Raw genomic sequence first — 22517 nt, forward strand, 5'->3', positions numbered from 1 at the left:
GGGCCGCTGCCACCCGGGACGTCCCGCGGCCCTGGCCCGGCCCTCACCGGGCGTCCCCTCGCCTTGATGAGCTTTTGCGAGCGCGTGGAAAGCGCCCGGCATGCCGCGACCCGCGTGCCGGGCACGCGGGTCGCGGTGAAGCGGGCGACGTCGTTCGCCGCCTCCCTGGTGATCAGTTGCCGTCCCCGTCGTCGTCCGCACCGCCGTCGTCGTCCACCGCGGGCCCGGTCGTGTTGACCACGTCCGGGCCGTCGTCCCTGTCGTCGTCACCGTCGCCCCCGCAACCGCCGACCAGGCCGACGAGCGCCGCCGTCGCCGCGGCGGCCAGCGCCGCCTTCCGGGTGCTCTGAGCAAGCATGCGCAACCTCCAGGTAGTGATCTCCGACCGGGCCCGTTGCCGCCCGGCCCCACCCCCTCTGTCCCGTTCACCGGAGATCTAACGACAGGAGGGGGCCGTCCTTGATCGTGGGGACTGTGGAATACGCGGCCTTCCTTTTGCCCCGTCCGGGTCGACTAGCGCCTCCGCGCTCTGTCGGCCTCCGTGAGCGAGCCATGGGACACGTTCAGCCAATGGCGGAGTCGCCGGCCAGCAGGGACAACCCCAGGGGGGTCAACGCGTGGAGGACCGCGCTGCCCATCCGAGAGGTCGAGATCAGTCCGGCGTTACGCAGCACGGTGCTGTGCTCACTGGCGGACGCGCGGGAGATGGCGAGCCGGTCGGCCAGCTCGCTGGTCGTGGCCGGGCGTCGCAGCGTGGCCAGGACGGCCGCCCGGGTACGGCCGAGCAGGGGACCCAGCGCGTCCGTCGCGGTGGCCGGCCGATCTCCGGCATACATGGGGTACACCAGCACGGTGGAGTGGCGGGGCCGGTAGGCCAGCAGGGGGCCGGAGGCGAAGTACGACGGGATGAGCAGTAGCCCGCGCCCACACAGCTGAACATCGTATTCAACGTGGGTCTGAATATGCAGAACCGGTGGCTCCCAGCGAAAGCGATCGCCCAGCGTCGCGAGCAGAGCGTTGACCCCGCCGCGTAGCAGTGTCTCGGCGCGCAGACCCCGGTCCACGACGGCCGTGTCGCGTACCAGTGGCCACCAGGGGGCCAGTGAGGAGGAGAAGTAGCCATACAGGTCGTCGATGAGGGTCTGCCACGCAACCGCCTCGCCGCAGGCCAGCTCGCGCCTCCATGATCCGCTCACGGCCGACAGCGGCAGCCGGCCCAGATCGTCTGCGAGCTGCTCCGCGGGAGTCCGCCTGGCCAGCTCCACACCCATGGAAAAGTCACTGGCGTCCGGCTGGAAAAGGAAGTCCGGTATGAACCTGCCCTGGCGGGGGACCACGTCCAGCAGCACTCCAGCGCGTTTCGCCAGGCTGCCTTTCACCAATCGGCGCCATTGCTGGAGCTCGGGTCGTGAACAGCCCATGCCGGATGGCAGGCGGACGCTCAGGGCGGTCTCCAGCAGTGCGTTCGGGCTTGGCGCGAAGGTGATGTCAGCCAGGTCGGCGGCAGTGAAATGCAGGCGTGTCATGTCGGCTGATTCTTCTTGGAGCGGCCTTTCTGGAAAAGCCTTTCGGCCAGGGCCGAAACATGTGGTGGACCCGTTCGGGCCGTGACAGGCTTCTTCGCGGGTCGACCTCCTGGGCATTGGAGAATGCATTGAAGAACGCCATGGTGCAGATCTCGCCGTGCCGGTCATCGCGTCTCGACCATCGTGGCGCTGACAACGCCCTGGGATTTAGTCCAGGTGCCGAGGTGTCCCGGGGGCGGGAACTTCTCGGTGCCTGAGGAGGTACGAAGGGCCCGAGCGCTGGGGTGTTCCCGCCACCACCGACAGCGGTTACGCCTCCGTGTCGAAGTACGGAAATAAGGCAAGAGGGCTCAAAAAAAGTCACGCTGAGCCCGAAGTGTTCTGGTGCCGGCTGGGCGGCGCCATTCCCGTGAGGAGCAGAATGAAGAAGCTGGGAAAAGCGCTACAGATGGTCGCGGTCAGCGGGGTGCTGGCAGCCGGCGCACTGACCGGATCGGCGACGGCCGCACACGCGACTCCCTCCAACTGTCAGGGCATTTATACGTCGCACACCTACGAAGTGTTCTGCTATCAGGGAACGGGCGAGTTTCGAGCAGTGGTCAGGTGCTACAAGCTCGGTACCGAAAAGTACACGACCAGGTACGGAGAGTGGAAGAGGGCCGGCACCGCGAGGTCCGTGGCTACTTGCACGAGCACCGAAGATCCGGCGAGCGGTTATTGGCAGTTTCGATAAGGGCCGATGGCCGGCAGGTGGCAGCGGCCTGCTCGCCTGAAGTTCACACAGTCGCGACAGTGAGATGACAGTGGTCAACCGCTTGGCCGAGCCCATTCATGACAACCACGCGGAGCAGCCGGCGAGCTGACGATCGCGAAACCGCTGTCATCAACTCCCACCGGTGAAGAACGGCCCGGCACCGATTGTGGTGCCGGGCCGTTCTGTTCGGTCTCTGTTCGGTCGGGCGTCGCTCGGCGGCGACAACGTTTTCCCGGCTCGGCGCTCGTTCCTGGGAAACCGCGCCGTCACACGTCGTAGACCTGATCCACCATGATGACCGACCTGCGGCGATTTCCTAGAAGGCGTTCTGAGCTGGGCTCTTGGCGTTCACCGGTTCTCATCGTTTCGCGCTGCTTCTCGCGCCCATGTGCCCTGAGCGTGCCCGCCCCTCGTGAATCTGGGTGATCCCCGATGCTCCGCCTGCCCACCTGAGGAAACCTGTCGACCAGGAGCCTGAGCAGGGGTTACGGTTGCGACTGGCTCTCGACGTTTCCCGCTGCTCTTGGCCATCCCATGGAACAGTGACGGAACAGGGCAGGAGGTTCCCTCATGGCAATACCGAAGAAGGGTTCACGGCTGATCACCGTCGACGGCACTGGGTTCCGCTGGCGCATTCGCCGTAAGCCCACGTACTGCCAGGGGAACAGCTGGGGCCCAATGACGTTCGCGGTGGAACCGGCCGACGCGTCGGGTCGCGTACTCCTGGTGTCACTTCCCTGCTCCCGGCCGGACGCGTGGTCGGGAGAGCGAACGACCGCCATACGGCCGGCGCTCGTGACGGCGACCATACGCATGGCGCTTGATCGCGGTTGGGATCCGCAGCGGACGGGCAACGCTTACAACCTCGAACTCACCGATGGTGACCTGACCGACTTGATGAACGGCCCGCCTACGTACAGCGTCCCTTTCATGCGGAGATAACTTCCTCCAGAACCACGTCACCTCGCCTGACTTGTTGATATAAGCCATGACAAGTTTGCTCAATAACCCGGTCTGGCGCGTCTCATGAAGGCTCCGGGGAGACCCTTCGCCCGGTCACCTTCGCGAACGACCCGCGGGCCCGACCGCGTACCGCCCTGGACCGTACGAGGTCACCTGGCACCTACGCCGAGGAGTTCGACCTGTTGGCCGGGGCGCGCAGCCGTTGCGCATCACCTTCATGCACGCGACCGCGATGCCCCGGAGGCGTGGTCCGGGGCATCTTTCCCCGACCGGTCAGACGGCGCTCTCGCCGAGCCAGACCAGATCGGAGCCCAGTCGGCGCGCGGCCCGGTGGGCGTTCGTCCACCGGCCGAACCCGTACCCGTTCCTGGTGACGGTCGCCGCCGTCCCGTCCGGCAGCGCCAGCCCGTACGCCACCACCTCCGGCGAACTGCGCCCGTCCCTCTCGTCGTCCTCGTCGAACTCCTGGACCAGGGCGAACATGCGCGGGAGAGCATCGGGCGGCATGCGCACTCTCCGGGCAACGCTCGCCGAAACTCTGACGTGACCTGTGTAGAGACTCGGGGAGGCGCCGTCTACACCGAAGTGGCAGAGGGTGTGGAGAACTTCGCGCAAGCGTACGATTCCCTACGTAGCACCGCGCTCACCCCGGATGAGTCCGCGACCGTCATCCGCTCCGTGATCGGTCGTGCCAAACGCGCGAAAGGGAGGAGTACGTGATGATCAGCCCCGAGGAACTGGCAGGCGTCGCCTGGCACATCAGCACCCGGAGCCCGGTCGGCAGGGGCGACGCCGCCCCTGCCGAGTGCGTGGACGAGACGGTCGTTCAGTAACCGCGAACCTCGGCCGCTTGGCGGATCTTCGCTCCGCCGTACTGACCGCGCGGGACGCATCCGGGACACGGGCAGGGGAACCTGCCGTGGGCGTTGGGCATGTATCTCCAGCCGGTCACCTGGTTCACGCCGCGAACGCGGTGGACCTCCTTGGCGGTGATCGCCCGTGGGATGAAGACCTCGTAACCCCGGGGGTCCTCGCACCCGGCGATCAGGGCCGCGGCCTCGGCACTGGGAAGCCGTTCGTGTCCCCCGGAGAAGTAACCCACGAACACCGGCTCGTCATCGGGCACCCGAAAGTCGACGGCCACCATCACGGTGCGTCGGCCACCGCGTTTCAGCTCGCGGGCCCACTGGTGAGTGAGCTGGTAGGAGGGGAGAATCGGCAGGCAGAAAACTCCCGGCAGGCCGTCATGGTTCCGGCTCCGCGCGCGGATACCGGCCCGCCGCACCGAACGGACCTTCTTGGCCGCGGTGAGATGGACGAAAAGGGTCATGAGCCGTGCCGTCCGGGGTGTGACATCCGGCCTGCCAAAGGCACCTCTTTCAGGAAGATCAACAAGAGCGTGGTCAGCAGCGTAACCCGGCAGGTGAATATGCCAAACAGCTTTTTCATCGCGAAGTGGGCCGCGGCTGTCGCTTCGCTTGGCCGAAGGCCACGCACTACTGCGTCGAGATCGACGCGGTGAACCGTGACCGTGGAGGCCGACTCCATATCGAGTACCACGACACGTGGTGATATGAGTCGGACCGACCGCGTCGCCGAAGCCTGTGGGCACCCCGCCGCTCGCGGGTCCATGGCGAGTATGTTCCTGTGCCGACATGAGGGCACTGGGTTCAGGGTACGGATTTTCGGGCCGTCAAGGGAGAAGCGCATCCTGTCCTTATAGAGCTTTGTGATCTCCGCGGTTTGATCTGCTCGCCTAATGCTCATTGATGTCGACAACAGCGCCTCCGCTGGAGGGTTCGCCTAAGCCTGCCTAATCCCGGAATAATTAATGTGATCTATATCATAGTTTGAACTGATATGTCCTGCCAGCTGCGTTCATGCCGGAACGCTGTTGAGTATTCCTGTCCCCGCCAAGATTGCCCCTATCGCCATCTATGCCGCCACCGGCTATTCGGCTATACAAGGGATGATCTTCTTTACGTGGAACTTACGGCGACCAACGAGGCCTACATGTCTTTACGCCGGGGGGACCTATCGCGGCAGGATTGGTGACGCATGATGTTTTCGCGTGCGCGGGTTAGGGCAACTGGCGTGATGGGGCGCAGCGGTTTTGGTTTGGCCCCAAAAGGGGCGGGGTGCTGGTCGGCTCGAACAGCATTGGTGGTTTTGGTCGCGCTGATCCCGAGTCTCGTTCAGCTGACGATCCAGCCTGTGATGGCGGACCCCGTTCCGGCGCATTTGGACATCCCTTCGTCGCCGTCCTCCGGCTCCTCTAGTAGTGGCCCGGTTCAGCTCTCTGGAACTGCCCGAAACCTTCCTCACCTGGTCGAACCCGAAGCCACGCAGTCCAAGCTCGACACCGCCACCGGGAAGGCCGGCAAGCGGCCCAAGGTCGCGTTACCGCTGGACCAGCCCCATGAGTTGGCCGATCCGGATATTGCCGGCTTGAGAACACCACCACCGCTTCGTACGGAGACATCGGAATCCGGCTCGCAACAGGCCGCGCGTCCCGCCGAACGAACACCGGTTGTCACCCCGGCGCTCCGCCCGGCGAGAACGGGGAGCGACTCGCAGAGGTCGCGTTCCGTCAGCCTGACCGCCGCCGAACCCGTCGTGTCCCTGCCGGCAGCCGGCCCGGGCACCTCTGGCACGGGCATGATGATCCTGTCGTCACCGAAGCCGTGGTTCGAGGCCAGGGTGATCGACCCTGACGGGCGCAACGTGGGGCTGAGCATCGAAGTCGAGCACGACCCGTCCGTTCCCGCACAGGGCACCGGCCAAATCTGGACGTACATCGGAGGGACGGGCAGCGCATCGGGCTCGACCATCCGGTACACGATCGACTCAGGGAAGCTTCAGGACGGCTGGACGATTCGCTGGCGGGCGCGCGGTCTGACCTCCAGTTCGACCGGCGCATGGTCGGTATGGCAGACAGCCAAGCTGGATGTCAGCAAGCCCGCCGTGTCCCTGCTGGCATCAGGCCCGGGCACCGCCATCTCCGGAACGATGATCCTTTCGTCGCCCAGGCCGTGGTTCGAGGCCAAGGTTACCGACCCCGACGGGCGCAACGTGGGGCTGAGCATCGAGGTCGAGCACGACCCGTCCGTTCCCGCACAGGGCACCGGCCAAATCTGGGCCTACACCGGAGGAGCGGGCGACCCGAACGGTTCCACGGTGCGGTTCACCGCCTCGTACGGTGTTCTAAAGGATGGCTGGCTGATCCGCTGGCGGGCGCGCGGCATCACCCCCACCGAGAGCTCCCAAACCTTGTACGGCCCCTGGTCCGGCTGGCAGACAGCCAAGCTGGACATCAGCAAACCGGCCGTGTCGGACCTGGCGGCCGGGCCCGGCGCCTCGGGCGACGGTCAGTCGATGCTGTCGTCCTTGACCCCGTGGTTCGAGGCCAGGGTGATCGACCCTGACGGGCGTAATGTGGGCATGAGCGTCGAGGTCGAGCACGACCCGTCGGCCGCCGGCCAGGGCAATGGCCGCATCTGGTCTTTCACCGGTGGCTCCGCCGATCCCTCAGGATCGTACGTCTCTTACAACATGCCCTCCGGACGGCTGAAGGATGGCTGGCTGATCCGCTGGCGGGTCCGCGGCATCACCCCGACCGAGACCAGCGACACCCTTTACGGCCCGTGGTCGGGCTGGCAGGCCGCCCGGGTGGACATCAGCAAGCCTGCTGCGTCGAACCTGGCTTCCGGACCGGGTACGACGGTGTCGGGACTGACGGTGCTGAGCACGTTGACGCCCTGGCTGGAGGCGAAGATCTCCGATCCCGACGGGCGTAATGTGGGTATGAGCGTGGAGATCGAGCATGATCCGTCGGTCCCATCGCAGGGCAGCGGCAAGATCTGGAGCTCCACGGGCGGCGCGGGCAACGCGAACGGATCCGTGGTGAGCTTCACTGTGAGCTCGGGCGTGCTGAAAGATGGCTGGCTGATCCGCTGGCGGGCGCGCGGCATCACCCCCACCGAGAGCTCCCAAACCTTGTACGGTCCGTGGTCGGGCTGGCAGACCGCCAGGTTGGACATCACCAAACCCGCCGTATCCGCGCTGTCGGCCACGCCCGGCGTATCCGGGACAACCTTGTCCACGCTGACCTCGCTGACGCCGTCCTTCGGCGCGACCGTCAGCGACGCCGCAGGACGCAATGTCGGCCTGTCGGTCGAGGTCGAGCACGATCCCTCCGTCCTGTCGCAGGGCAGCGGCAGGATCTGGAGCTACACGGGCGGCGCGGGTAACCCGTCCGGCTCGGCCATCGGCTTCACCATCGACTCAGGGAAGCTTCAGGACGGCTGGCTGATCCGCTGGCGGGCGCGCGGCATCACCCCCACCGAGAGCTCCCAAACCTTGTACGGTCCGTGGTCGGGCTGGCAGACCGCCAGGTTGGACATCACCAAACCCGCCGTATCCGCGCTGTCGGCCACGCCCGGCGTATCCGGGACAACCTTGTCCACGCTGACCTCGCTGACGCCGTCCTTCGGCGCGACCGTCAGCGACGCCGCAGGACGCAATGTCGGCCTGTCGGTCGAGGTCGAGCACGATCCCTCCGTCCTGTCGCAGGGCAGCGGCAGGATCTGGAGCTACACGGGCGGCGCGGGTAACCCGTCCGGCTCGGCCATCGGCTTCACCATCGACTCAGGCAAGCTCCGTGACGGCTGGCTGATCCGCTGGCGGGCGCGCGGCATCACACCAACCGAGAGCTCCCAGACGCTGTACGGGCCCTGGTCGGTGTGGCAGACCGCCAGAATCCAGGTGAACAATCCCGCAGGCAGCGGGCTCGGCGCGGTCCCCGCCACCCAGGGGACGGGCCTGTGGACGTTCTCCTCGCTCACGCCCTGGCTCTACTCGAAGATCACGAGCCCGAACGGTGCCGCGGCGTACCTGGGTGCCGAGGTCGAACACGATCCGTCAACCCCTGATCAGGGCGCGGGTCTGATCTGGTCGGGCCAAGGCACGACCGCGTACGCGTCCGGGTCCAACGTGTGGGTGCAGGTGCCTTCGGGCAAGCTCACGGACGGCTGGCGAATCCGCTGGCGCGTGCGCGGCGTACCGACGTCCGGCATGGCCGGCGCCTGGTCGGACTGGCAATCAGCCGTGGTGGCGCTCACTCAGCCGAGCGTGGCCGGCGCCGGCATGACCCCCGGCACCTCCGGCGCCGCCGGCTGGACGATCTCCTCTCTCACCCCGTGGGTGTTCGGCAAGGTCACCTCGTCCGAGGGGCGCGCCTCCTATCTCGGCGTCGAGATCGAGCACGACCCGTCGGCCTCCGCCCAGGGAACCGGACTGATCTGGGCCGGGCAGAGCACCACCTCCTACGTGTCCGACGCCAATGCCTGGCTCCAGGTCCCTTCGGGCAAGCTCACGGACGGCTGGCAGATCCGCTGGCGCTCGCGGGGCGTGACCACCACCGGCGTCAAGGGTCCCTGGTCGGACTGGCAGGCGGCACGGGTGAACCTGAACGTCCCGTCCGTGGAAGGGCTCGGCATGGCCCCGGCCAGGCGCGGCACCGCGTCGTGGTCGGCCACCACCCTGACACCCTCCCTGTACGCCAAGGTCACCGACCCCGACAACCGCGCCTCCCAGCTCGCCGTCGAAATAGAGCACGACCCGGCCGTCCCCGAGCAGGGCACCGGCCAGATCTACGCCGGCAAGTCCACCACCTCCTATCCCTCCGGCAGTAACGCCTGGATGGCCGTCCCGACGGGCAAGCTGCAGGACGGCTGGCTCTTCCGGTGGCGTGTGCGCGCCGTCACCACGACTGGAGTGAACGGCCCCTGGTCGGGGTGGCAGTCGGGTGTCGTGACGGCGCTGCCGTTCATCAGCTTCGCACCCGAGCACAACAGCCAGGCCGGGAGCCTGGAGCCGACGCTGTCGGCGCACGCCCAGTCCGCGAACGAGAACCCCGTCACCTACTGGTTCCAGCTCTGCGCGGGCACGCCGTCGAACTGGACGTGGTGCGAGAGCACCCCCACCTGGGAGAAGTCGGGAACCTGGTCGCTGTCCAACTCCAGCGTCTCCGGCGCGCACAAGTTGGCCTGGGGGCAGACCTACTGGTGGCAGGCCAAGGCAACCAGCGGCACCATGACCGTGACCTCGTCGTGGCGGGCCTTCACTCCCACGCCCGAGCAGGGCACGATCAACTCCTCCCTCGGCGAGGGCACCAACGGACGGGCCTTCAACCACTCTTCCGGAAACTTCACCCACACCGAGACGGACGTGGCGGTGGCCGTGACCGGGCCACCGCTGTCGGTGATGCGCACGTACAACAGCCTCGATCCCCGCACCGGCGAGGCGTTCGGTGCGGGCTGGTCGACCCGTTGGGACATGCGGATCGAGCCCGAACCACAGACGTCCACCTTGCTGGTGACTTATCCGGGCGGCGAGCAGCTACGCTTCGCCGCCAAGGGCGACGGCACGTACGCCTCGCCGTCGGGCACATACGCCACCCTGGCGAGCTTGCCCGAGGGCGGCTGGCGGCTGATGGACAAGTCGGCCACCTCGTACTGGTTCGATGCGAGTGGCCGCCTCACCAAGGTCGCCGACCACCGTAACCGCACCCAGGAGCTGATCTACGGCGCGGACGGCAAGCTGGCCAAGGCCACGGGCACCGGCGGCAGGTCGCTGACATTCACCTGGACAGGCGACCACGTGACCGGCGTGTCCACCGACCCCGTCAACGGCGCGCCCCTGACCTGGACCTACACCTACGACGGCGACAAGCTGGTGAAGGTCTGCCCGCCCAACACCGGAACCGCCTGCTCGGTCTACTCCTACGGGGACGCCTCCCGCTACCGCAGCGCCGTCCTGGACTCGGGTCCCGAGGGCTACTGGCGGCTCAACGAGACGGCCACCGCCACCGGAACCAAGATCGTCAACTCTTCCCCGGTCCTCGGCTCGGAGGAGGCCAAGCTCACCGGCACCACGGCCGACGCCACCAGCGTCCCCGGCGCGCTCACCGGCTCGCCGGACACCGCGCTGCGCTTCAAGAGCACCGCGGGCTCCACGTACGTCGCGCTCCCGCAGGCGACGATCAGTGGCCAGGGTGGCCACCTCGCGGTGGAGGCGTGGTTCAGGACCACCGGCTCCGGCACGATCATCGGCTACCAGAACTCGGCGGCCAACACCCCCACGGCCTTCACCCCCGGCCTGTACATCGGCACGGACGGTAAGCTGCGCGGCCAGTTCTACACGGGTACCCCCGCACCGATCACCTCGTCCGGCCCGGTCAACGACGGGAACTGGCACCACGTGGTGCTCTCCGGCGCCCACGACTCCCAGACCCTCTACCTGGACGGTCAGGCCGTCGGCACACTGGCCGGAAAGATCACCCACGTCGGCCAGTGGGAGACGCGGATCGGAGCGGGCTTCGGCTCGTCGGCCTGGCCCGCCACCACGAGCTCCACCGCGGCTTTCCCGTTCGCCGGTGACATCGACGAGGTCGCCGTGTACGGCAAGCCGCTCGGCGCGCAGGTCGTCAGAACCCACTACGCGGCCCGCCAGCCGCAACCGCAACTGACCAAGGCCGTCGCGCCCTCAGGCCGGACGGAGGCGGAGAACGTCTACGCCGCCGACGGCGGACGCCTGACCCAGCACACGGACGTCAACGGCGGAGCGTGGAAGCTGTCGGCGCCGGTCCACGCGAAGGAGACCACCGTCTACACCTCGGCCACGACCACGGTGACCGACCCGCACGGCGGGACGCTGACGTACGTGGACGACGTCTCGCGCGGCGGCCGGCAGGTCTCCATGGCCGACCAGCTCGGCCAGACCAGCCGCTATACCTACGACGTCGGCGGGTACCCCGCCAAGATCTTCGACCCGAACGGCAACGTCACCGAAGTGGCGTTCAACGCCCGCGGCAACCTGGTGTCCAAGAAGACGTGCCGGACGGCGGACAACTGCTCCAGCGAGTACTTCAACCACTACCTCAACATCGACAACCCGTTCGACCCGCGCAACGACCTGAGGACCGGGCACCGGGACGCCCGCTCGGCGTCGGCGACCGATGAGACGTACATGACCTCGTGGTCGTACAACGCCTTCGGCGAGGAGACCAAGCACACCACGCCGCCCACATCGGACTTCCCGCAGGGCCGCTCGACGGCGAAGGTGTACACCGACGGCAGCGAGCCCGCCGTCGGCGGCGGCCTCACCCCGGCCGGTCTGGTGAAGTCCAGCAAGGACTTCAAGGGCAACGAGACCACGTACGCCTACACCGCCGCCGGCGACCTGGCGACGGAGACCAGTCCGACCGGCCTGGTCAGGAAGTACGAGCACGACGCGCTCGGCCGGCTGGTCACGCAGACCGAGATCTCGGAGGCGTTCCCCGACGGCGTCAAGACGACGATCACCTATGACGGGCTGGGCAAGGTCACCTCCCGCACGGGCACCGGTGTCAAGAACGACGTCACCGGGGTGACGCACACCTCGCAGTGGACCGGCACCTACGACGCGGACGGTCTGCCACTGACCGAGTCGGTGGCCGACCTGACCGGCGGCGACGCCACGCGCACCACCACCTACACCTACGACGACTACGGTCGGGTGGAGACCATCACAGGTCCGGAAGGCGGCGTGCAGCGGTTCGGGTACGACCACAAGGGCCAGAAGACCGGCTTCACCGACGAGCGCGGCACGACGTACCACTACGGCTACACCGCCCGCGGCGAGCCGGCCACGACCACGCTCAAGGGCTGGACCGGCAGCCCGGTCAACCCGCAGCCGGCCGCTGATGTGGTCATGAGCTCCATGGCCTACGACCCGGCGGGGCGGCTGGCCTCGCAGACCGACGCGATGGGGCGTACCACCGCCTACACCTACTTCACCGACAACCTCCCGGCCGAGAAGATCGCCAAGGGCGCCCGGCTGAACGGCTCGACCACGCCCAGGGACGTGGTGCTGGAGTCCAGGCTTTACGACGCCGCGGGCAACCCCACCCGGCAGATCACCGGCAACGGCACACTGCGGGTGGATGCCACCTACGACGCCGCCCGGCGCCTCGTCACCCAGACCGTGGATCCCGGCACGCTGAACCGCGTCACCACCGCCGCGTATGACGCCAACGACAACATGGTCAAGGTCAGCCAGAGTGTGGGGGGCACCGGCCGCACCGAGATCACCGAGTACGCCTACGACGCCGCGGACAAGCCGATCCGCCAGACCGTGCGCAACGACGGGCAGGACCTGGTCACGACCTTCACCATGGACGACCGCGGCCTGGTCACCGAGGTGACCGACCCGCGAGGCAACGCCTCGGGCGCCGACCCGGCAGCGTTCACCACCTCCGTGACCTACGACGCGGCCGGCCTGCCCACCCGGATCCAACTGCCGCCGGTCACGGTGGAACGCGCGGGCGCCCCGACGTCCACCCTGCGCCCGACCACCAAGCTGGGCTACAACACCTTCGGAGACAGGACGCGCCAGGTCGACGCCGAGGGTCGTACCACCACCTCCACGCTGGACCGGGCCGGGCGGATCGTCGAGCAGATCTTCCCCGCCTACACGCCGCCCGGCGGGCAGCCGATCACGCCCAAGGCGAGTGCCGGGTACGACGCCGCGGGCCAGCTGATCAGCTCCACGGACCGGAGTGGCCAGACCACCACCGCCGTCTACGACGCGCTCGGCCGCAAGGTGCGGGCCACCGCGCCCAGGGCGGGCGCCGCACCGGCCGCGGTCTGGACCTACGACTACGACCTGCTGGGCGAGGCTCTGGGGACCATAGACCCCACCGGGGCTCGCTCGGAGTCCACCTATGACGACCTCGGCCGTCAGATCACCCTGACCACTATCGAGCGGAAGCCGTCTCAGGCGGTCTACGTCACCAGGATGGAGTACGACGACGCCAACCGGGTGGTCAAGACCATCCGGCCGACCGGCGACGCGAGCACGCGCGCGTACGACGCCACCGGAGCGCTCACCGCGCAGACCGACGCGCTGGGCAACACCACCACCTTCGCCTACGACCTGGCCGGGCGGCCCGTCAAGACGACCAACCCGCTGGGCCTGTCCACCACGGCCACCTACGACCTGGCCAACAGGAAGACCGAGACACGAGAACTGGACGCCGACGGCGCGACGCTGCGTACCAGGACGTTCGGCTACGACCTGGCCGGCAACCTGATCAGCCAGACGTCGCCGGAGGGCCACACCGTCAACCAGGTGTTCGACGCCGCGAACCGGCTGATCGAAGTGCGGGAGCCGGTCTCGGCCACCGAGAGGATCACCAGCACCTTCGGCTACAGCGCCACCGGCGGTCAGACCCGCTCCACCGACGGACGAGGGAACGCCACCTACACCACCTATAACAGCCTCGGACTGATCGAGTCGGTCATCGAGCCCAGCACCGCCGCGCACCCGAACCCGGCCGACCGGACCTGGACGACCGGCTACGACGCCGCGGGCAACCCGGTGACCAGCCTCATCCCCGGCGGCGTTCGCGTCGACCGCGTCTTCGACGAGCTGAGCCGGCTGACCAAGGAGTCGGGCATCGGCGCCGAGGTGGCCACCGAGGACAAGACCTTCGGCTACGACCTGGCCGGCAGGGTCGTCAGCGCGAACGACCTGAGCTTCACGCTGAACGACCGCGGCCTGCTGCTGAAGACCACCGGCACGGGCGGCGACGTGAACGCTTATGCCTACGACGCCAACAGCCGGCTCACCCAGCGTGTCGACATCACCGGCACGACCGCGTTCACCTGGGATGACGCCGACCGGCTCACCCAGTCGGCGGACCCGGTCAGTGCCACCGTGATCGACTACGGCTATGACAAGGCCTCCCGCCTGACCTCCATGACCTACGGCGCGGCGGGCGCGCGCCGGGGCTACACCTATGACGCGCTCAACCGGCTGACCAAGGACCGGCTCACCACCTCATCGGGCGGCGCCATCGCCTCCATCGAGTACGGCTATGACCTTGACGACAACCTGACCTCCAAGACGACCTCGGGTACCGCGGGCGCGGGGCAGAACACCTACACCTACGACTGGTCCAACCGGCTGACCTCCTGGACCGCCCCCGACAACAAGAAGACCGACTATGCGTGGGACGCCGCGGGCAACCGGATCAAGGCCGGAGACAAGACGTTCGCCTACGACGAACGCAACCGCCTGACCTCGGGCGACGGCCACACCTACACCTACACCGCACGCGGCACGCTCAAGGAGGACGCCAAGGGCATCGTCCACATCACCAAGTTCGACGCCTTCGACCGCCTCATCAACGACGACACCGTCACCTACGACTACGACGCACTCGACCGGATCCAGACCCGCACCCAGGGCGGGCAGACAGCCCACCACGTCTACGACGGCCTGACCGACAACCTCGTGGCCGTCACCGACGCCGCCAACGTAAAGAAGGCGAGCTTCGGCCGCGACGCGCTGGGCCGCACACTCGGCATCAGTGACGGCGGCAGCAGCGCCCAGCTGGCCTTCTCCGACCTGCGGGGAGATCTGGTCGGCGCCTTCACCGCGGACGGGACGGCGCTGGTGGACTCGGTGGCCTACGACCCGTTCGGTGAGGTGATCACCCGTACCGGGGCCACGCACACGCTCGGCTACCAGGGTGGCTACACCGATCCCAGCAGCGGCAAGGTCAACATGGCGGCCCGCTGGTACCAGCCGAGCACGGGCAGCTTCGTCTCCCGTGACACCCTCACCCAGAACCCCGACCCCAGCGTGCAGCTCAACCGCTACGCCTATGCCAATGACAACCCGCTCACCAACATCGATCCCGACGGCCACAAGGCCAAGAAGGCCACAAAGGTAGCGGTGAAGGCGACGAAGACGACGATGAAGACGACGAAGTCGTCATCCGGCACTTCGGTAAACAGCGCCAAGTGTCCCAAGGGCGCCAAGAAGGGCAAGGGGGCGATCTGCAACGACGCAGCCGGCGAGTACAGGGACTGCAGGAAGGAAAAAAACAGCACGGGAATCTGCCAGGGTATGAAGAACGACTACGTCAGTTGTCGCGGTGAGAAGCGGGCCGGGAACTACAAGGGCAATCACGGCGTCTGCTCTGAGTTCGCGAACGATTACGTTACATGCCGCACGGGAAGCGACTACTACAGCGGGCAGAGTCATGGTGTCTGCAGCGGCGCGGGCAGGGAGGTTCGCCGCTGCCAATACGGAGAAATCGATAACGATAAGGCAGGGTACGGCCAGTCGACCGGATCCTGCAGAAACGTGCGATTCGACTATTACTCGTGCCGCGCGGACAAGAGAGGCGACGATCCGGGATGCAGCACCTTCTCCGAGGTCAGCTACAAATGCGCGCTGCACAAAAACGTCCAGTGCAACGACCTGGAGGGTAAGTTCCTCTCGTGCTACAAGGGAGGTAGAGGAGGCTCGGCGAACGAATGCGCCTTCGGCGTGAACATGCTGGTCCATTGCCGCGACAGCGCGAACAGGAAGGTCTTCGAGGACAAGAACACCTGTAACAACACCTGGAAGACCTTCTTCAAGGAATGCCAGGGATCGAACGGACTCGACGGCACGGTCTGCACCAAGGGCGAGAGTTGGCAGGACGTGTCATACGCGATCTGCGAGAAGCGCAAGCACGGCCACATGTGCGTGACCTACATCAGCCCGCAGGACGGACTGAAGATCGACAAGGGCGGCAGTCTGCCTCTCGTGTTCGTGACCGCCGGGCTCGACATCTGCGCGGCTGTTCTGGGCCCGACCAAGCCGGTGGTCGCCGGGGGCTGTGGCGTCGCGAAAGCGGTGATCGACATCATCAACGGCATCATCGATGAGATCGAACAGAGCGCGATCAGCACCGCGCTCGACGGAAGCACCGCACACGGTGAGGGTGGAGGCATTCAGATGATCACTTGGACCTATGACTGCCCGGTCAGCACCGCGACCCGCCAGTACGGCCCCAAGGACTGCGGCCCGCAGCACGAGCGCGTCATCCGAAAAGAATACGCACCATTGTGAGCCGGATGGTTTGGAGACCGAAGTGAATGACCTGCCAGAAGCCCGGCAAGCGGATCCGCGCGGCGGCGCCCGCTGGAGAACGTCCGCGATCATGCTTGCCGTGCTCCTGGCTGTCTCCCTGGTCGTCGCGGGACTCGCGTGGAAGCGTGAGTACGACAGGGCCTTGGCTCAGGAACGCGTCGCACTGGCTCATGGGCTCGCGCTGCACGCCGCGGACCTGCGCGACGCCGCCCCAGGCACGGCCCGGAACCTCGGTGTGGCCGCAGTCAAGATCCACTCTGACGGGCAGACCCGGGCGGGACTGATCGACACGCTGGTCGCGAGGCATGGCAGCGAGCTCACACCGAACGCCTCCAGGAAGGTGGCGCTGAGCGGCGACGGGCGGCTCGCTCTGACCGGTGACGGCGACGAGGTGAGCGTGTGGGACCTGACGACCTGGCTCGATCCCAAGGTCATCCTGAAATCCGATCGGGTCGCCACCTTGAAGGGCCACAAGGAGGGCGTGGACGCGGTGGCACTGTCCTTCGACGGGCGGACCGCGCTGACCGGCGACGAAGGCGCCACCTTCGTATGGGATCTCACCGATCCGGCCAAGCCGATCCGGGTGGCCGTGTTGGCGGGTGAGAGAAACACCGACAGCGTGCGGGCGCTGGCGTTGTCACACGACGGTCGTACGGCGGTGATCGCCAACGACGTCGGCGACATGGCCGTGTGGAATCTGACCGACAGGTCTCGTCCAGCGCGCCTGTCGGTGACGAGAGCGCACACCTCCTCCATCCGCGGCCTCGGGCTCAGCGCGGACGGCCGGACCGCCGTCACCGTGGACAACGATGATGCGGTGACGGTCTGGGATCTCGCCGACCCCTTGCATCCGGTCAAGTCGGCCGACCTGCCCCCGCCCGAGAGATCCGAGAGATCCATGGTGGCGACGGCGATGAGCGCGAACGGACGTGTCGTCCTCGTCGGGAACGGGCCTCGGGTCGAGGTCTGGAACCTCGATGACCGGTCGCGTCCGGCTCGCACGGCCGTGTTCGAGGTGCCCCTCGGTTACATGTACGACATGACCTTGACCTCCGATAAGAAGACCGCCCTGCTCGCCGGACCGAGCGATTCCGTGTTTCTCTGGGACCTCTCCGACCTGTCCAGGCCGACACGGCTGGCCGCGTTGAAGGGATACGCGAGGGAGATTGAATCCGTGGCTTTCAGTGCCGATGGCGGCATCGCCCTGGCGGCCGGCCCCAGCGGGGTCTCCCTGTGGGATCTCAGGAACCTGGCCGAGGTCGTCGCTGACCCGGAGGAGGCGGCTTGCCACGGTAACACCAACGAGCGGCTCAGCAAGGCGGACTGGGCTCGCTACGCGGGAGACGCGGACTGGTCGGACTACGGGGGAGAGGTCTCGGGCGGCCTTGCCGTTTGCTTCATCACTCCGGACCCCACATGACGCCCTTGACGGGAAGTGCGCGGTAGCGGAGGGCCATTCCGGGCCACGGGCGGCCGGGTTCACCACCTGCGCGCACTTCGTGCCGCCGAGGGAGGAGCACATGCGAAAGGCCGTCGAGCGTGCCCTCCTGTGAGGGGCGGTCGACGGCCTTTCGCGAGACGCCTTAGTTTCCTGACCGGCGTTTACCCAAGTCAGAAGCCAGCGGCTCAGACGTCGTAGTAGAGCTCGAACTCGTGCGGGTGGGGGCGCAGGCGGATCGGGTCGATCTCGTTCTCCCGCTTGTAGGAGATCCAGGTCTCGATCAGGTCCGGCGTGAACACGCCGCCCTCCAGCAGGTACTCGTGGTCGGCCTCCAAGGCCGCGAGCACGTCCGTCAGCGAACCGGGGACCTGCGGGATGTTACGGGCCTCCTCCGGGGGAAGCTCGTAGAGGTCCTTGTCGACCGGCTCGACCGGCTCGATCTTGTTGCGGATGCCGTCGATGCCGGCCATCAGCTGGGCGGCGAAGGCGAAGTACGGGTTGCACGACGGGTCCGGGACGCGGAACTCGATGCGCTTGGCCTTCGGGTTGGAGCCCGTGATCGGGATGCGGATGCACGCCGAGCGGTTGCGCTGGGAGTAGACCAGGTTGACCGGGGCCTCGTAGCCGGGCACCAGGCGGTGGTAGGAGTTCACCGTCGGGTTGGTGAAGGCCAGCAGCGACGGGGCGTGCTTGAGCAGGCCGCCGATGTAGTAGCGGGCGGTGTCGGACAAACCCGCGTAGCCGACCTCGTCGTAGAAGAGCGGCGCGCCGTCCTTCCAGAGCGACTGGTGGCAGTGCATGCCGGAGCCGTTGTCACCGAAGATCGGCTTGGGCATGAAGGTGACCGTGTGGCCGTGCTCCAGGGCCGTGCTCTTGACGATGTACTTGTACAGCATCAGGGTGTCGGCGGCCTTGAGCAGCGTGTTGAACCGGAAGTCGATCTCCGCCTGGCCGGCCGTGCCCACCTCGTGGTGCTGCATCTCGACGTCGATGCCCGCGTCGATGAGGCGGCGCACCATCTCCGAACGCAGGTCGGTGAAGTGGTCCATCGGCGGGACCGGGAAGTAGCCGCCCTTGAACCGCGGCTTGTAACCGAGGTTGCCGCCCTCCTGGGCCTTGCCGCTGTTCCAGGCACCCTCGATCGAGTCGATGTGGTAGTAGCTGGTGTGCGCGTTGGTCTCGAAGCGCACGTCGTCGAAGATGTAGAACTCGGCCTCGGGGCCGAAGTAGACGGTGTCGGCGATGCCGGTGCCCTTGAGGTACTCCTCCGCCTTGCGGGCGACGTTGCGCGGGTCACGGCTGTAGGCCTCGCCCGTCAGCGGGTCGTGCACGAAGAAGTTGATGTTGAGCGTCTTGTGCTGCCGGAACGGGTCGAGCACGGCCGTGGACGGGTCGGGCAGCAGCAGCATGTCCGACTCGTGGATGGCCTGGAAACCGCGGATCGACGAGCCGTCGAACATGAGACCGTCGGTGAAGACGCCGGCTCCGAAGTTCTCCGAAGGGAACGTGAAGTGGTGCGTCGTCCCCGGCAGGTCGGTGAACCTGACATCGACGAACTGCACTCCTTCGTCCTTGATGAACTTCAGGACGTCGTCGGCGGAGTTGAACACGCGAACCTCCCATGGGGCACGGGCTATCAGGCCGAAGGTATGCCTGCGCCGTTACCGCCCCGTGTCTCGTTTGTTTCACTCGTGTTAAGCGAAAGTCGCCTTCACGCTAGTTCTCGGACCCCGTCTGGACGGGTATACCGAGCCTTCCTTTGCCCGGTTTTGCCGGATTTTCACGTGTTCGACTTCAGCACCCTGCACTCGTCCGAGGGCTCGTCCTCAAGCGAGTAGGGGTCCACGGGAGGGCCGTCGGTTTTCACTTCGTCGGGGGGCGAGTCCGGATAGAACGGGTGTACGTAGGCGTCGTCGACGTCGCACCGGGCCGGGGCGGCCCCACCACCGTTCCAGTTCTTGACCCAGAAGCGCAGCCGGCCGTCCTGGCGCCACACGTCCAGTTCACCGATGTTGTGTACGACGAGCCTGGTCAGGGTGTCCGGTCGGCCCGGTCGCTGGATCGCGTACACGAACAGATAGTTGACCTTGACCTGGACGCCCCTGAGGCCGTTCTCCTTGAAGACGGACAGCCGGGTCTTGCCGTGGACCTTGAAGGTCTCGCTGGCGAGTTCGGCGCTCTTCGGGGCCAGGCTGGCCACCCAGGCCCGGCTCTCGTACGCGTTCTTCCTGCCGGGGTGCTTGAGTCCCTTGACGAACGGTGCGCGCTGCTCGGGGTCCAGCAGCCGGATCAGCTTGTTCGGTCTGCCGCCCAGCAGCACCTTCCGGTCCAGGTGCGAGGCCGCCAGAAGCTCTTTCGCGTGCCGGATGGCCGCGGCCACCTCCTTGCGGCTCAGCCCGCCGATCGCTCTGGGCTCCGGCATGACCAGCCCCTTTACGCCATTGGCGTACTTCTGGGCCGGTGAGCCGTCGAAGGGGGAGACCTGTGCCGGCTCCACCGGGGCCGGTTCGGCGCTCCGCCCGGCCGTCGGATCGGCGGACGGATCGATGCCGAAGTCCGCGAGGACAGCGGCGCGGACCTGCTCGGCGGTTTCGGGCCGGTAGACGACGAACCCTCCGGCCGCCGCCACCAGGACGGCCACCGCGACCGCGGTCCACCGCCGCCTGCGGCGACGCCGGAGGCGGGGCTGCCGTGCCCATTCCTGCTCGGCGATCTTCATCATCCGCTTGCGTTCGCGACTGCCGATCTGAGCGGTGAGCGCCTCGAAGCGCTGGTCGATGTCACCGTTGTCGGGCACGAGGTCTCCGGGGGGAATGTGCTTGCCGAGATGTCAGTGCAAATGATCCATTGCTCTGGCCCGATCCAGGTAGCCGAGGGATCGGGCGGATGCGGGAGCGGCACCGGGGGCGGCTACCGTTGGGGCATGAGCAGCAAGCAGCCGCGTTGGACCCAGACCTGGCTCGGTGGCGTCAGATCGGCCGGAGTCGACCTTGGTTATCCGGGGGAGCGGCTCGGGCTGCCCGCAGAGGGCAGCGGCTCGGTGGCCGGGTTCGGCCGCAGGCTCGGCGCCATCGTGGTCGACTGGCTGATCTGCACCTGGGCCATCACCCAGGGGCTCCTGCGGATCGACCCCGCCCATTCGGCCTGGGTCCCGATCCTGGTTCTGGCCGCCGAATACCTCCTGCTGGCGGGCACCATGGGGATGACCTTCGGGATGCGCCTGTTCGGCATCAGGATCGCCGCGCTCGACGGTGGCCGCCCCGGGTTCGTCTCCGTGCTGGTACGGACCGTCCTGCTGTGCCTGGCCCTGCCCGCCCTCATCTGGGACCGCGACCAGCGGGGCCTGCACGACCGCGCGGCGAACACCGTGGTAGTACGCCTCTGAGGCGCGTCCCCACGCCCGCAGCCGATTCCTTTTCCCTCCGGCGACCGTCACAACGGCGGGCGCCCGCGCCGGGCGGGCCGCGGTATGGGAGAGATGTCGTTGTGATCAAGGAAGAGGAGAGCGCGGTCCTGGCCGCCGCGCTGGCGGGTGACGAACCGGCGTTCGGCACGCTCGTCGAGAGGTACCGGCGGGAACTGCGGGTGCACTGCTACCGGATGCTCGGCTCCTTCGAGGAGTCGGAGGACCTGGTGCAGGAGACGTTCCTGCGCGCCTGGCGCAAGCGGGAGAGCTTCCAGGGGCGCTCGACCTTCAGGGCCTGGCTGTACCGGATCGCGACCAACGCCTGCCTGGACTTCCTGGACCGTCATCCGCGCCGCCCGCGCCCGCGTGAGGCGCCGGTGCTGGCCACTCCAGGCGTGTCCGCACCGTCGCCGACCGAGGTCTTCTGGCTGCGTCCCTACCCGGACCGGCTCCTGGAGCCGCCCGCGCCCGCCGGCGCCGAGCCGGACGCCGAGGTGGTCGCCAAGGAGACGATCGAGCTGGCCTTCCTGGCCGCCATCCAGCACCTGCCTGTCCGGCAGCGGGTGGTGCTGATCCTGCGCGACGTGCTCGGCTGGTCGGCACAGGAGGCCGCCGCGCTGCTGGAGGTGAGCGTCGCGACGGTGAAGAGCGCCCTGCAGCGGGCCCGGTCGACGATGCGGGAACACCTGCCCGGACAGCGCCTGGAGTGGGCGCCCTCCTCGGACCCGACCGAGGGGGAACGCGCGGCGCTGCGACGCTACATGGACGCCGTCGAGCAGGCGGATCCCGAGATCCTGGCCGGGGTGCTGCGCGCGGACGCCTGGCAGGCGATGCCACCGGCCCCGATCTGGATCCTGGGCGGGAAGGCGATCGTCGAGGCGTGGCGCCCGGCCATGATCGGCCCCGAGGCGTGGGGTGACTGGCGCGTCCTGCCGACCCGCGCCAACCGGCAACCCGCGGCGGCGGCCTACCTCAGGCGCCCCGGCGAGTCCGAGTACCAGGGCTCGTGGCTCGGCGTCCTGCGGGTCGAGGACGGGCTGGTGACCCAGATCACCACCTTCGGTGCCGAGATCTTCCCGGCGTTCGGCCTCCCCGCGGCGCTGTGACGGACAGCGGCGAGGACCCCGGACGGTTCGGACCGTCGTTCCGGGTACGGAGGGTCGTCGTCGAGCCCGGCGGCTCGCTGGATGGGGCCGGAGCCGGATGGCGGGACGCGATCGTCCTGCTTGAGCGCGGACGGATCGAGCTCGTCCGCTCCGACGGCGATCGCCTGGCCTTCCGCCGCGGCGACGTGCTGTGGCTGGACGGGCTGCCGGTGCGAGCCGTGCACAATCCGGGACGGGAACCCGCCGTCCTGCTCGCGATCTCACGCAGGTCCGGGTCCCACCGAGCCCGGGCTTCCGGAAACCGACCCCCACGGAGCGATTCCTTTCGCGGTCCCCGGCCGTCGTAACGGTC

General features: G+C 67.6%; 13 protein-coding genes. 6 read left to right on the forward strand and 7 right to left on the reverse strand.

The genetic code is table 11. The features are described from left to right. Positions 1–172: 172 nt before the first annotated feature. From AB0K21_RS31480 to AB0K21_RS31490, 3 genes are all read right to left on the reverse strand, one after another. Positions 173–358 (reverse strand): hypothetical protein, encoded by a 186-nt coding sequence (locus AB0K21_RS31480; RefSeq protein ID WP_343963906.1) that lies wholly within the window; start codon positions 356–358, stop codon positions 173–175. Positions 359–563: 205 nt separating this feature from the next. After that, positions 564–1526 (reverse strand): winged helix-turn-helix domain-containing protein, encoded by a 963-nt coding sequence (locus AB0K21_RS31485; RefSeq protein WP_364155330.1) that lies wholly within the window; start codon positions 1524–1526, stop codon positions 564–566. Between the two features lie 1990 nt (positions 1527–3516). Beyond that, positions 3517–3750 (reverse strand): hypothetical protein, encoded by a 234-nt coding sequence (locus AB0K21_RS31490; protein ID WP_364155332.1) that lies wholly within the window; start codon positions 3748–3750, stop codon positions 3517–3519. A gap of 36 nt (positions 3751–3786) precedes the next feature. On the opposite strand from AB0K21_RS31490, the gene AB0K21_RS31495 reads away from it, so the two are divergent. After that, the gene (locus tag AB0K21_RS31495; RefSeq protein WP_364155334.1) at positions 3787–3963 is read left to right on the forward strand and encodes a Scr1 family TA system antitoxin-like transcriptional regulator; all 177 of its coding nucleotides are present in this window, start codon (positions 3787–3789) and stop codon (positions 3961–3963) included. 106 nt (positions 3964–4069) lie between these two features. On the opposite strand, the gene AB0K21_RS31500 is transcribed toward AB0K21_RS31495, so the two are convergent. Together AB0K21_RS31500 and AB0K21_RS31505 are read right to left on the reverse strand one after the other, a co-directional pair. Beyond that, positions 4070–4573: a hypothetical protein gene (locus AB0K21_RS31500; protein WP_343963900.1), complete on the reverse strand. Its 504-nt coding sequence runs from the start codon at positions 4571–4573 to the stop codon at positions 4070–4072. Further along, a complete protein-coding gene (locus AB0K21_RS31505) occupies positions 4570–4803 on the reverse strand; it encodes a hypothetical protein (protein ID WP_364155336.1) in 234 nt (77 codons plus the stop codon). The genes AB0K21_RS31500 and AB0K21_RS31505 overlap by 4 nt, the downstream gene beginning before the upstream one ends. Before the next feature lie 1098 nt (positions 4804–5901). Here AB0K21_RS31505 and AB0K21_RS31510 point away from each other — a divergent pair. Together AB0K21_RS31510 and AB0K21_RS31515 are read left to right on the forward strand one after the other, a co-directional pair. Continuing rightward, on the forward strand, positions 5902–16191 hold the full coding sequence (locus tag AB0K21_RS31510) for an RHS repeat-associated core domain-containing protein (protein WP_364155338.1): 10290 nt from the start codon (positions 5902–5904) through the stop codon (positions 16189–16191). A gap of 91 nt (positions 16192–16282) precedes the next feature. Then, positions 16283–17632 carry a hypothetical protein gene (locus tag AB0K21_RS31515; protein ID WP_364155340.1) on the forward strand — a complete coding sequence of 450 codons (1350 nt, stop codon included), beginning with the start codon at positions 16283–16285 and terminating at the stop codon, positions 17630–17632. A gap of 206 nt (positions 17633–17838) precedes the next feature. Here the strand turns inward: AB0K21_RS31515 and glnA are convergent, their stop codons facing one another. Both glnA and AB0K21_RS31525 read right to left on the reverse strand, forming a co-directional pair. Next, on the reverse strand, positions 17839–19263 hold the full coding sequence (gene glnA, locus AB0K21_RS31520) for a type I glutamate--ammonia ligase (protein WP_343963892.1): 1425 nt from the start codon (positions 19261–19263) through the stop codon (positions 17839–17841). Positions 19264–19433: 170 nt separating this feature from the next. Continuing rightward, entirely contained in the window at positions 19434–20450 is a 1017-nt protein-coding gene (locus AB0K21_RS31525) for a hypothetical protein (protein WP_364155343.1), read from the reverse strand. Positions 20451–20576: 126 nt separating this feature from the next. On the opposite strand from AB0K21_RS31525, the gene AB0K21_RS31530 reads away from it, so the two are divergent. The 3 genes from AB0K21_RS31530 (at position 20577) to AB0K21_RS31540 (ending at position 22512) form a co-directional block, all read left to right on the forward strand. Next, complete coding sequence (locus AB0K21_RS31530) at positions 20577–21038, forward strand: RDD family protein (RefSeq protein ID WP_343963888.1); 462 nt, start codon at positions 20577–20579, stop codon at positions 21036–21038. Positions 21039–21139: 101 nt separating this feature from the next. Continuing rightward, positions 21140–22165 (forward strand): RNA polymerase subunit sigma-70, encoded by a 1026-nt coding sequence (locus AB0K21_RS31535; RefSeq protein WP_364155345.1) that lies wholly within the window; start codon positions 21140–21142, stop codon positions 22163–22165. Beyond that, positions 22162–22512 carry a hypothetical protein gene (locus AB0K21_RS31540; protein WP_343963884.1) on the forward strand — a complete coding sequence of 117 codons (351 nt, stop codon included), beginning with the start codon at positions 22162–22164 and terminating at the stop codon, positions 22510–22512. Before AB0K21_RS31535 ends, AB0K21_RS31540 begins: the two co-directional genes overlap by 4 nt. Positions 22513–22517: the final 5 nt, after the last annotated feature.

This window comes from Streptosporangium sp. NPDC049248, from assembly GCF_040678965.1.
In the GTDB taxonomy this organism is placed as follows: Bacteria; Actinomycetota; Actinomycetes; order Streptosporangiales; family Streptosporangiaceae; genus Streptosporangium; species Streptosporangium fukuiense.